The sequence below is a fragment of the Rhizobium tropici CIAT 899 genome (assembly GCF_000330885.1).
GTDB classification, from domain to species: Bacteria; Pseudomonadota; Alphaproteobacteria; order Rhizobiales; family Rhizobiaceae; genus Rhizobium; species Rhizobium tropici.
On the sequence record NC_020062.1, the window covers coordinates 521,464 to 532,465 of the forward strand.

The following is an 11,002-nucleotide window of genomic DNA, read 5'->3' on the forward strand; positions in this document are numbered from 1 at the left end:
CTGCTGTCCGTCAACGCCCATGGCGACTGCTCGTTGTCGCAGCCTTTAAGTCAGATAGGGACCGATGCGCTCCGCTACGGATGCAATATCCCTGACCCGCATCCCGGCCACGTTGATCCGACCGGAATCCGGCATGTAGATGCCATGCTCGGAGCGAAGCTGCCGAACATTTTCCGGAGAGATCGGCAGCAGGGAGAACATGCCTTCCTGCGAACCGATATTGGCGAGCTCCGGGCGGAACTGGCCAAAAGCCTCGGCAGCAGCCAGGCGGATCTCGACGATGCGCGTGCGCATTTCGCTGAGTTCATCGACCCAGGTCCGGTGCAGTGAAGGGTCCTCAAGGGTTGCGGCGACGATGGCTGCTCCGTGCGCGGGCGGCATGGAATAGCTCGTGCGGGCATAGCTTGCGAGATTGCCTATAGCTTTGTTCAAGGATGCCTGCCGATCCCCGAAGAGATAGGCCGCGCCGGTGCGCTCCCTATAGAGCGAGAAGGATTTGGAGCAGGAGACGGCAACCATGGCCTCGGCGACTGTTTCGATGACATCAATCATGCCGGCCGCATCTTCAACGCGTCCACGCCCAAGACCTTGGTAGGCATTGTCGAAGAGAGGGATCAATCCCTTGGCAGCGATGATGTCGGCAATATCTCGCCAGTTTTGCTGTGACAAAGCGGCGCCTGTCGGATTATGGCAGCTCGTTTGCAGCAGCACGGCATCGCCGGGAGCGGCGTTCCGCAGGGTTGTCAGCATCTCGTCAACGAGAACGGTCTGCTTTTCAATGTCGAAGAAGCGATAGGTTGCGATCTGAAGGCCGACGCTGGCAAAGATTGCCTGGTGATTGACCCAGGTGGGCGTGCCGATCCAGATTTTCCGTCGCTTGTCGAGAGCAAGCAGTTCCGCAGCTAGGCGCAGAGCGCCGGTGCCGCCCGGTGTCTGAATTCCCGCGACCGGCTTGCCACCACGGCGCTCGCCGAAGACTTCGGACGCCAATGTTCTAAGGAAAACAGGATCGCCTTCCGGACCGATATAGGATTTGGATTGCTGCGTTTCCCAGAGATGATGTTCGGCTGCCTTGACGGCTTTCATGACCGGGGTGCGGCCGGTTTCATCGCGATAGACGCCAACGCCGAGGTCGATCTTTCCGGGCCTCGGGTCGGCCGCGAACTTGGCAATCAGTTCAAGCAGGGGATCGGGCTTCTGTTCCGTAAGGCTGTCGAAAAATGCTGTCTTGTTCATTGACTCATCCCTTTCCCTATTGCGGCCAATCCTGCAAAACCCGCACGAATTCCGACAACCACGCGTTCGTCTGGTGACCGTCCAGGGAGCGATGGTCAATCGTCAGGGACACATAGGCCATCGGGCGGATCTGGATCGTATCGGCCCCATCGACCTCCCGAACGATGACACGCTTCTCCAGCTTGCCGATGCCGAGGATGGCGGATTGCGGCTGGTTGATGATGATGGGAGATGCGACCAGCGAGCCGGAAACGCCATGATTGGAGATCGTGAAGGTTCCGCCTTTCATATCATCGGCCTTGAGCGCATTGGATCGCGCCCGGTCCGTCAGATCCTGGAGCCTTGCGGCAATCGCCTCAAGCTGGAGATTCTGCGCCTGCCGAATGATCGGCGCGACCAGGCCCTTGTCGCCCAATGCGATGCTGATCCCGATATTGATATCTTCGAAGATCTCGAGACTGTCATCATGCCATTGGCTGTTGACTTCGGGGACGAGTTTCATGGCCGCAACCGATGCCGCCACGAAATAGGCAGTATAGGATAGGTTCACGCCTTCGGCCTTCAGTCGGGCCTTGTTGCTTTCGCGATGGCGCATGATTGCCGTGAAATCCGCCTCGAAGATCGCGGTGACCTGCGGTGCCGTCGCCAATGATTGAGCCATGTGCCTTGCGATCGAAAGCCGCATGGCCGAATGGGGAACGATCCGAGATTTGCCGTCAGCTGCGACCGCCGGCGGGGTCTGCCCCGTCTCGACCCGTTGCGACACCGGCGCGGATGGATGCGGCTTGGCGGTTTCTAGCGCATGATCCATATCGGCGCGTGTGACTCGCCCATCTCTGCCGCTGCCTTTCAGACTGGCCGGGTCGATCCCGTATTCCTCGGCTGCCTTGCGAACGGCAGGTGAATAATAAGCGGCGGCGGAGGCCGTGGCAGGTGAGGCCGGCTGTATCTGCGACGGAGCCTCGGCCGCTTGCGCTGCAACGCCGTTTGCGCTCTCGGCACGCATTCGTCCCAGGATCGCCCCAGGCATAGCGTTGTCGCCATCCGACATGGCAATTTCGCTCAGAATACCGTCGCAAGGAGCCGCTATCTCTTGGGTGACCTTGTCCGTTTCCAGTTCGACGAGGGCATCACCTTCCCGCACATGATCGCCAATCCGTTTCAGCCAGTTGCGGACAACCGCCTTCGTGCCTTCCTGTTCGATCGGAGCCGTGATCTCAATGATACCAGTCATCCCTAAAACTCCAGGATTTCGGCAACGCGCCGGGCGATCCGCTCGGTTGTGGGCACGGCCCAATCGAGAAGAGCGGGATTATGCGGGCTCGGAATGTCAGGCATGGCGAGCCGAGAGACCGGCGCATCGAGATCCGTGAAGGCCTTGTCTGCAATGACGGCGGCAATTTCCGCGCCGAAGCCTGCAGCTTCGAGATCTTCGTGGACGATGAGGCAACGGTGCGTCTTGGCGACCGACGCGAGCACGGCCTCCTGATCCCAGGGCATCAGTGTACGGAGATCGAGGATATCGGCGGAGATACCCTCGGCTGCCTCCTCACAGCGCTGCACCATTGCACCCCAGGTGACGATGGTGATGGCGCTGCCGGTCCGCGTCAGCTTCGCCTTGCCGAAGGGCAGCGCGAAATCGTCGCCGGGGTAGGGGCGGCGCGCCCAGGCATCATCGAGCATGGCTCTATGCTCGAAGAAGATGACCGGGTCGTTGCCACGCATCGAGGTGCGCAGCAGGCCGACAGCATCCTCTGCATTGGAGGGAACGGCAACCTTCCAGCCCGGCTGGTGGACGAAGGCCACTTCGTTGGTTTGGCTGTGCCAGGGATCGCCGCATTTGAAGAAACCGCCGGGCATGCGAACTACGATGGGGGCCGCGAAGCGATTGTTGGTACGCCAGCGAATGGTGCCGCAATCGTTCAGCTGTTCGGTCGCCGGTTCGGCATATTTCCGAAACTGGATTTCGGGAATGGGGACGAGCCCGGCGAGCGCCATACCGACAGCACGACCGATGATCCCCTCCTCGGATAGCGAAGTATCAAAAACGCGCTCGCTGCCGAATTTTTCCTGCATGCCGAGGGTGACGGCATGAACCCCTCCCTTCAGGCCGATATCCTCGCCGAACATGACGACGCGCTCGTTGATCGACATCTCGTGTTCGAGTGTTCTGCGAATGGCCGTGACCATGTTGATGCGTGGGCCGGAGGCTTCCGGTACATCCGTTGTCGCTGGGGGCTCATATCCGGATGGATGCTGCCCGCCCATCGTCTGCATATCGCCGTCGAAGAATACATGGCGGGTTACAGAGGAGGGGGCGGCGACCGGCCTGTTTTCAGCTTGCGCACGGGCGTTTTCGGCTGTATCGCGCGCTTCGCTTTCGCAGGCATCCCATTCCCGCATCGTCATCACGGCGGGAACGAGGAAATCCTTCAGGCGCGGCAGGGGATCGCGTTCCCATTCGCGCTTCACGGTTTCCTCGCTCTTGTAGGTCTGCGTGTCCTGAAAACTGTGGCCCTCGAGGCGCGGAACCGTGAGCCTGAGAAGCGCGGGCTTGCGTTCGCCCCGAACAAACGAGACGGCATCCTGCACCAGATGCGCGGCTTCGGCCGGGTTGCATCCGTCGCCGTCGAAGATTGCGAGATTTTTCCAGCTCGCGAGATTGGCCGCGATATTTCCGCCTGGGGTCTGTGCGGTCGAGGGAACCGAGATGCCAAAGCCATTGTCCTCGATATAGAACAGCATCGGCAGCGCCTGCGTCGTGGCAGCGGTCAATGCAGCCCAGAAGCCATTCGAGGCAACCGAGCCATCGCCGCCAAGCACAACACCGATGTCTAGCGCATACTCTTCGCGGCCCAATGTGGCGGCATAATATTTCATCGCCTGCGCCCAGCCGGCGGTGGGGGTGTATTGTGCTCCGACGCCACCGCACATGGGCAAGGCCGAGGCGCCGGCATGGTTTGGATAGTTGAAGACGACACCGATGTCGCGGCCGTCGGAATAGCCGCCGGCGCGGCCCATCGCCGAACCGAGCGCATCGGCCGGATCGACGCCGAGCGAAAGCAGGAGCGGCCGCGAGCGATAATAGCCGCAGGTCGCATCGTGCAGGCCCGTCAGCTGCATTCCAAGGAGGACCTGCGCCATGTCGTGGCCGCGTGCGGAAAACTGATAGAGAACCTTCTTTTCCGGAACGAGACGCTTTTCCTCCATCTCGTCGAGAGCCCGGGAGAGGTGAACGAGATAGGCAACCCGGCGCCAGTCGATGCGATCGTCGGGCGAGTTCCGCTCGTGACTTTTGAAGGCTAGCTGGGCCATATGATCCTCCTACAGACGGCCAAACCATTTTAATTCAAACGTCAGCGCTATTCCTTTCAATTTTACAGCTTTTGATGTAGAATTTGGAAGAATTGTTTCATGAATGGCGGATTTGTGAATGGAAGATTTCGATCTTGATCACGTCGACAGAGCGATTCTGCGGGTGCTGCAGGAGGAGGGCGATATCAGCCAGGCGGCGCTGTCAGAAAAGGTCGGGGCATCGCCCGCGTCCTGCTGGCGAAGGATCAAGGCGCTGGAAAGCGCCGGCGTGCTGGGCCGGACGGTTCGCCTTGTCGATCCCGACAAGATTGGTAAGGGGCTGAACGTCTTCTGCCAGGTCAAGATGAAGACCCACGATCCTGCGACCCGCCGCGATTTCGAGCAGTTCATCGCCAGCTATCGCGAGGTGCTGGAATGCTACTCCATGTCGGGGGAGTGGGATTATCTCATCCGTGCCGTCGTCGCCGATGTCAGGGAATATGAAGGGCTTTTGATGCGGGGTATCCTGACCCATGAAGCGGTGCTGAGCTCATCGTCGCACTTCTCGCTGAAATGCGTGAAATACACCACGGCGCTGCCGACGAACGTGTCGCGATAGCTGAGGAGCGCGTGCTTTGACTGCGTTCGCTTGAATACCGATAGTATCTCACGCTAATAGACCCTAACGAATGCAGATGCGGAGCAGGGTTGGAGTGTCGGCTGATAATGTCAAACTCGGCCATGATTTGAGCGAAGCGGTCGCGGCGCTCCTTATCGACCTGCCGATAAAAGCCGCGAGTTTTATCGTGACGATCTACGGCGACGTCATCGAGCCGCGGGGCGGCGTTGTCTGGATCGGCAATCTCATCGAGACGTGCAAAAGCGTTGGCATTACCGAAACGCTGGTGCGAACCGCGGTGTCGCGACTGGTCGCGGCCGGTCAGCTTGCGGGCGAGCGAGAGGGGCGCCGCAGCTTCTATCGGCTGACCGATGCTGCTCAAGCCGAATTCGTCGAGGCCGCCAGCCTGTTCTACGGACCGCAGCCCGCGGTCCGTTGGCAATTTGTCCTGATCAACGGACCTGCGCCGGAAGAGATCATGCAGGGCCTTGAGCGGGCGGGTTTTGCCAGGCTGAACCCGCGTCTCGCGGTGGGAACGCATCCCGCACCGCCCCTGCCGGGCCGCGTCGTTGTCTTCGATGCGCAGTTGGTGAGCGAAAACGGCGCGTTGCGGGAATTCGCCGAAGAGGCATGGAACCTGCCGCGCTTCGCGGAGGCCTATCGCGAATTCACTGCCCGGTTCGGTTCATTTTTCGAACGCGTCGGAAATTGTGCCGCGCTATCACCGTTCGATTGCCTGATTGCCCGGCTGCTGCTTGTGCATCAGTATCGCCTGATCGTGTTGCGCGAGCCGCATCTTCCCAAGTCCGCCCTGCCGGATAATTGGCCGGGCGAGGAGGCGCAGCGCCTGTTTGCCGAGCTTTATTTGCGTCTGTCAAAAAAAGCTGACGCCTATGTCGCTCGCCGTTTCGTGAATGAATCGGGCAAGCTTCCAGAGATGACGCCGGCAAGCCAGGCTCGGCTCGATCACCTCAAGGCCCGCTGAAGGAGCAATCCGCTCAGGTACATAGTAAGAAAGTTCGGCTCGCCACTTGCTTTCACGGCATTGAATGTCACAGAAAGCTCTAAAAATTCATTTGTATTGTGACATATCGCATGCTAATAAATGACCGATCGGTCGGTTAATGCGTTTGCCCCGGATCGCTGTTTCGTGGAGGAGAACGAGAAACAGGCTTATACTGGCGGTGCCGTGAAGCATCAGCTTGGCTGAAGCCTTCAGGGCGACTGCAGGCTTGCGATCATTCTCGATCGCGCGGGAGGCGCGAAGACGGAGGAAAGATCAATGTATGCACAGATGGTGAAAACCGATGGCGCCCGCATCCGTTCCCTCGACGAGATGGATCCTCAGGAGCGCGCCTTTCAGGAGCGCGTCGATGCTGGGCAGAAGATCGAGCCGAAGGAATGGATGCCGGAAGGCTACCGCAAGACGTTGATCCGCCAGATCAGCCAGCACGCTCATTCCGAAATCGTCGGTCAGCTGCCGGAGGGCAACTGGATCACCCGCGCGCCGACGCTGGAACGCAAGGCGATCCTGCTTGCCAAGGTGCAGGACGAAGCCGGCCACGGTCTTTATCTTTATTGCGCCGCCGAGACGCTCGGCATCAGCCGCGACGAGATGTATGAGCAGCTGCATTCCGGCAAGGCCAAATATTCCTCGATCTTCAACTATCCGACGCTGACCTGGGCCGATATCGGCGCGATCGGCTGGCTGGTGGATGGCGCTGCCATCATGAACCAGGTACCCCTGCAGCGCTGTTCCTACGGTCCCTATGCGCGGGCGATGGTGCGCATCTGCAAGGAAGAAAGCTTCCATCAGCGCCAGGGCTTCGACATTCTGATGAAAATGGTGAAGGGCACGCCGGCGCAGAAGGCCATGGTGCAGGATGCGCTGAACCGCTGGTGGTGGCCGTCGCTGATGATGTTCGGTCCTTCGGATGATGCCTCGGTGCATTCGGCCCAATCGATGGCCTGGAAGATCAAGCAGAATTCCAATGACGAACTGCGGCAGAAATTCGTCGACCAGACCGTGCCGCAGGCCGAATATCTCGGCCTGACCGTTCCCGATCCGGATCTTAAATGGAACGAGGCAAAGGGCGGCTATGATTTCGGCGAGCCGGACTGGGAGGAGTTCTTCAACGTCATCGCCGGCAATGGTCCCTGCAATGCGGAGCGGCTGAATGCCCGCAAGCAGGCCTGGGATGATGGCGGGTGGTTCCGCGACGGTCTGACGGCGCATGCCGAGAAAGTGGCTGAGCGCCGCGCTGCCGCAAAGGTCGCCGCCGAATAAGGCGGGCGGAATAGTCAGGGAGTGAGAAACATGTCCAGCGAATGGCCGCTTTGGGAAGTCTTCATCCGTGGTCAGCACGGCCTCAACCATCGCCATGTCGGCAGCCTGCATGCGCCCGATGCCGAGATGGCGATCAACAACGCACGCGATGTCTATACGCGCCGCAACGAGGGCATCAGCATCTGGGTCGTGCGGTCTTCCGAGATCGCTGCCAGCGCCCCTTCGGAAAAAGGGCCGCTCTTCGATCCCTCGAATTCGAAGGTCTATCGTCACCCGACCTTTTTCGACATTCCCGATGAAGTGGGGCACATGTGATGTCGATCGCTACCCTTGAGCCGGCGGTCGATCAGGCCGCTCTTGTCGAATTCCTCCTGCGCATCGGTGATAACTCGCTGATCCTCGGTCACCGCGTTTCCGAATGGTGCGGCCGCGGCCCGGCATTGGAGGAGGACATCGCGCTTGCCAATACGGCGCTCGACCTCATCGGCCAGACGCAGCTCTGGCTTGGTCTCGCGGGCGAGGTGGAAGGTAGGGGTCGCTCGGCCGATGACCTCGCCTATCTGCGGGATGGTTTCGAGTTCCGCAATATATTGCTCGTCGAACGCCCCAACGGCGATTTCGGCAAGACGCTGATGCGGCAATTTCTCTATGACGCCTGGCACTATCTGCTGCTGAAAGCCTTGAAAGGCTCGATCGATCCACGCGTCGCGGAGATTGCGGAGAAGGCTTTCAAGGAAGTCTCCTATCACCTCGATCGCAGCCGCGACCTGATCATCCGCCTTGGCGACGGCACGGCAGAAAGCCACCGTCGCATGCAGGAGGCGCTCGACGATCTTTGGGCCTTCACGGGCGAAATGTTCGTCGGCGATGCTGCCGATACGGCACTGGCGCAGGCCGGCGTGATCCCGGAACCGCAAAGCCTCAAGGCGGGCTGGGACGAGATCGTTTCCGACGCGTTCACTGAAGCGACGCTCGACCGCCCGATGGATGGCTATATGCACAAAGGCGGCCGGCGCGGCGTTCACACAGAGCATCTCGGTTATCTCCTGGCCGAGATGCAGTTCCTGCAGCGCGCTTATCCGGGCGCGACCTGGTAGGAGGCTGATATGGCGACCGCGCTGCATCCTTCGGTCGACGAGGTCTGGCACTGGCTGTCGGAGGTGCCGGACCCCGAGATACCGGTGATCTCGCTGACCGATCTCGGCATCATCCGCGACGTTGGCTGGCAGGGTGATACGCTTGTCGTCACGGTGACGCCGACCTATTCGGGCTGCCCCGCCACGACGGTCATCAATCTGGATATCGAGCGGGCATTGGCCGAAAGGGGCCTCGATCGGGTACGCCTTGAGCGGCAGCTGTCACCCGCCTGGACGACGGATTGGATCAGCGCCGAGGGACGCGAGAGGCTGCGTGCCTATGGCATCGCCCCACCGATCGATGGCACCGCTGCCGATGGCGTGCTGATGAAGCGCATCGATCGGCTTTCAGGCCGCTCGAACCTTGTGATCGCCTGTCCGCGCTGCGGATCGACGAACACGGAAAAGATCAGCCAGTTCGGCTCGACGCCGTGCAAGGCGAACCATCGCTGCACCGAGTGTCTGGAACCCTTCGATTACTTCAAGTGTATTTGACCCCAAAGGACGAGATCCGCATCCATGGCACGTTTCCATCCGCTGACTGTCACCGATGTGCGCCGCGAGACGCGCGATGCTGTTGTCGTCACGCTTGCGCCAGCCGAGGAGGATCGGGCCGTCTTCGATTTCACGCAGGGCCAGTATCTCACATTCCGCCGCAAGTTCGACGACGAGGAGCTGCGCCGCTCCTATTCGATCTGCGCCGGTAAGGATGAGGGCGTGCTGAAGGTCGGCGTCAAGCGCGTGGATGGCGGCTGCTTCTCGACCTGGATCAATGAAAATCTGAAAGCTGGCGACACCCTGGAAGCCATGCCGCCGATGGGAGCCTTTTTCACCGCCATCGAGCCGGATATCGCAAAACACTATCTCGGCTTTGCCGGTGGCAGCGGCATCACACCGGTTCTCTCGATCATCAAGACAGTGCTGGCGCGGGAGCCGCGCTCGGTCTTTACGCTGGTCTATGCCAACAGGCAGATCAGCTCGATCATGTTCCGCGAAGAGCTGGACGACTTAAAGAACCTTTATCTCGGCCGTCTGTCGGTGCTGCACATTCTCGAAAGCGAAGCGCAGGAGATCGACCTTTTCACCGGGCGGATCGACGCGGAAAAATGCAAGGCGCTCTTCAAGAGCTGGATCGATGTGAAATCGGTCGCGACAGCCTTCATCTGTGGTCCCGAGCCGATGATGCTGGCGATCGCCGCGGCGCTGCGCGATCACGGCATGCGCGACGACCAGATCAAGTTCGAGCTTTTCGCCTCCGCGCAGCCCGGCCGCGTGCGACGCAATGTAGCGAGTGTCGCCCCTGCTGATCATGAAACCAGCTGCGAGGCAACGGTCACGCTCGATGGCGCGACGCGCATCTTCAAGTTCCCGAAGCACGGCCAGTGCCTGCTCGATGCTGCGCTCGAAAATGCGATGGATGTGCCCTACGCCTGCAAGGCCGGTGTTTGCTCCACCTGCCGGGCCAAGGTTCTCGAAGGCGAGGTCGAGATGGAGGTCAATCACGCGCTCGAGGATTACGAGGTGCGCCAGGGCTATGTGCTGACCTGTCAGTGCCACCCACTCACCGACCGGATCGTCGTCAGTTACGACCAGTAGGGCCGCATCGAAGGGAGGAATGAGATGTCCGAGACGATGCCGATCGAGCAATATATGCAGGAGGGTGGAATGCTCTCCTCGCCTGACAACGCGCCTCCGCGCTATCGCGGCGAACTCTTGCGTCTGATGGCGAGCTTCGTCGATAGCGAACTGGCGGGTTCCGCCGGCTTTGCCGATATCATCAACGATGCGCCCGGGATTCAGGAGCGCATTTCCGCAGCACGCATCGTGCTGGAAAAGACCGATCATGCCGGCCAGGTCCTACAGGTCATGGAGACCTTCGGCGTCGATGGCGGGCGTTATGCCATCCACCATCCCTGGGCGGCACGGCTTTCCCGCGACGCTGATATCGGCGCTGTCAGGCAGGGTGGTGATATGCGGCTTGCCGTCTTCCATTATCCCCTTGAAGGCTGGGTGGATGCGGTTGTCATGAACGTTCTGATGGGTGCTGCCAGCGTCGTGCAGTTGAAGGAGCTGGCGCGCGTTTCCTATCAGCCGCTGGCAGAAACCTTCCGTGCCATCCTGCCGCGTGAAAGACGGCATGCCGAACTCGGCGCCGCCGGGCTTGTCCGCATCGTCACCGATGACGAGGGCCGGGCCAAGGCACGGGCTTCGGTTGCCTACTGGTATCCCCGCGTTGCCGCGAGCTTCGGTCACGCCGGCTCGGCACGCTTCGAAACATTGTCGCGCTTCGGCCTGCGACATACGCCCAACGAAACTTTGCTTGCCGAATGGCGGGCTGATGTTGATGCGCAGCTCTCTGCGCTTGGTTTGAATTGATCAGTTCAGGAGATACCTGGCGGTTTTCCGCTCGGATCACCGGAAAGATGAAGG

11 protein-coding genes are annotated in these 11,002 nt (G+C 60.4%); 8 read left to right on the forward strand and 3 right to left on the reverse strand.

Features of this window, described 5'->3' with window-relative positions:
* Positions 1-45 precede the first annotated feature (45 nt).
* The 3 genes from RTCIAT899_RS24500 to RTCIAT899_RS24510 are packed head-to-tail and all read right to left on the reverse strand — an operon-like array spanning position 46 to position 4,551.
* Positions 46-1,236: an aromatic amino acid transaminase gene (locus RTCIAT899_RS24500; RefSeq protein WP_015342501.1), complete on the reverse strand. Its 1,191-nt coding sequence runs from the start codon at positions 1,234-1,236 to the stop codon at positions 46-48.
* A gap of 16 nt (positions 1,237-1,252) precedes the next feature.
* The gene (locus RTCIAT899_RS24505) at positions 1,253-2,470 is read right to left on the reverse strand and encodes a dihydrolipoamide acetyltransferase family protein (protein ID WP_015342502.1); all 1,218 of its coding nucleotides are present in this window, start codon (positions 2,468-2,470) and stop codon (positions 1,253-1,255) included.
* 2 nt (positions 2,471-2,472) lie between these two features.
* Positions 2,473-4,551 (reverse strand): transketolase C-terminal domain-containing protein, encoded by a 2,079-nt coding sequence (locus RTCIAT899_RS24510; RefSeq protein ID WP_015342503.1) that lies wholly within the window; start codon positions 4,549-4,551, stop codon positions 2,473-2,475.
* 118 nt (positions 4,552-4,669) lie between these two features.
* On the opposite strand from RTCIAT899_RS24510, the gene RTCIAT899_RS24515 reads away from it, so the two are divergent.
* The 8 genes from RTCIAT899_RS24515 to RTCIAT899_RS24550 all read left to right on the forward strand — a co-directional run bounded on the left by RTCIAT899_RS24515 (position 4,670) and on the right by RTCIAT899_RS24550 (position 10,948).
* Positions 4,670-5,149, forward strand: a complete 480-nt coding sequence (locus tag RTCIAT899_RS24515) for an Lrp/AsnC family transcriptional regulator (RefSeq protein ID WP_015342504.1) — start codon at positions 4,670-4,672, stop codon at positions 5,147-5,149.
* 94 nt (positions 5,150-5,243) lie between these two features.
* Positions 5,244-6,134 carry a phenylacetic acid degradation operon negative regulatory protein PaaX gene (paaX, locus tag RTCIAT899_RS24520; RefSeq protein ID WP_015342505.1) on the forward strand — a complete coding sequence of 297 codons (891 nt, stop codon included), beginning with the start codon at positions 5,244-5,246 and terminating at the stop codon, positions 6,132-6,134.
* Between the two features lie 297 nt (positions 6,135-6,431).
* Entirely contained in the window at positions 6,432-7,436 is a 1,005-nt protein-coding gene (gene paaA, locus RTCIAT899_RS24525) for a 1,2-phenylacetyl-CoA epoxidase subunit PaaA (RefSeq protein ID WP_015342506.1), read from the forward strand.
* 30 nt (positions 7,437-7,466) lie between these two features.
* Positions 7,467-7,751, forward strand: coding sequence for a 1,2-phenylacetyl-CoA epoxidase subunit PaaB (gene paaB / locus RTCIAT899_RS24530; RefSeq protein ID WP_015342507.1), 285 nt, complete (start codon positions 7,467-7,469; stop codon positions 7,749-7,751).
* Positions 7,751-8,533, forward strand: coding sequence for a 1,2-phenylacetyl-CoA epoxidase subunit PaaC (gene paaC, locus RTCIAT899_RS24535; protein WP_041678148.1), 783 nt, complete (start codon positions 7,751-7,753; stop codon positions 8,531-8,533). Before paaB ends, paaC begins: the two co-directional genes overlap by 1 nt.
* A gap of 9 nt (positions 8,534-8,542) precedes the next feature.
* Positions 8,543-9,067: a 1,2-phenylacetyl-CoA epoxidase subunit PaaD gene (gene paaD / locus RTCIAT899_RS24540; protein WP_015342509.1), complete on the forward strand. Its 525-nt coding sequence runs from the start codon at positions 8,543-8,545 to the stop codon at positions 9,065-9,067.
* A 24-nt stretch (positions 9,068-9,091) separates the two neighbouring features.
* The gene (gene paaE / locus RTCIAT899_RS24545) at positions 9,092-10,168 is read left to right on the forward strand and encodes a 1,2-phenylacetyl-CoA epoxidase subunit PaaE (RefSeq protein WP_015342510.1); all 1,077 of its coding nucleotides are present in this window, start codon (positions 9,092-9,094) and stop codon (positions 10,166-10,168) included.
* 24 nt (positions 10,169-10,192) lie between these two features.
* Positions 10,193-10,948: a Phenylacetic acid catabolic protein gene (locus RTCIAT899_RS24550; protein ID WP_015342511.1), complete on the forward strand. Its 756-nt coding sequence runs from the start codon at positions 10,193-10,195 to the stop codon at positions 10,946-10,948.
* Positions 10,949-11,002 lie beyond the last annotated feature (54 nt).

What these genes read in the sequence shown, in the direction of transcription:
- paaC (WP_041678148.1), top strand. Translation starts at nt 7,751, where the DNA reads ATGTCGATCGCTACCCTTGAGCCGGCGGTCGATCAGGCCGCTCTTGTC.
- RTCIAT899_RS24550 (WP_015342511.1), top strand. Translation starts at nt 10,193, where the DNA reads ATGTCCGAGACGATGCCGATCGAGCAATATATGCAGGAGGGTGGAATG.
- paaA (WP_015342506.1), top strand. Translation starts at nt 6,432, where the DNA reads ATGTATGCACAGATGGTGAAAACCGATGGCGCCCGCATCCGTTCCCTC.
- RTCIAT899_RS24510 (WP_015342503.1), bottom strand. Translation starts at nt 4,551, where the DNA reads ATGGCCCAGCTAGCCTTCAAAAGTCACGAGCGGAACTCGCCCGACGAT.
- paaE (WP_015342510.1), top strand. Translation starts at nt 9,092, where the DNA reads ATGGCACGTTTCCATCCGCTGACTGTCACCGATGTGCGCCGCGAGACG.
- paaD (WP_015342509.1), top strand. Translation starts at nt 8,543, where the DNA reads ATGGCGACCGCGCTGCATCCTTCGGTCGACGAGGTCTGGCACTGGCTG.
- paaB (WP_015342507.1), top strand. Translation starts at nt 7,467, where the DNA reads ATGTCCAGCGAATGGCCGCTTTGGGAAGTCTTCATCCGTGGTCAGCAC.
- RTCIAT899_RS24500 (WP_015342501.1), bottom strand. Translation starts at nt 1,236, where the DNA reads ATGAACAAGACAGCATTTTTCGACAGCCTTACGGAACAGAAGCCCGAT.
- RTCIAT899_RS24505 (WP_015342502.1), bottom strand. Translation starts at nt 2,470, where the DNA reads ATGACTGGTATCATTGAGATCACGGCTCCGATCGAACAGGAAGGCACG.
- RTCIAT899_RS24515 (WP_015342504.1), top strand. Translation starts at nt 4,670, where the DNA reads ATGGAAGATTTCGATCTTGATCACGTCGACAGAGCGATTCTGCGGGTG.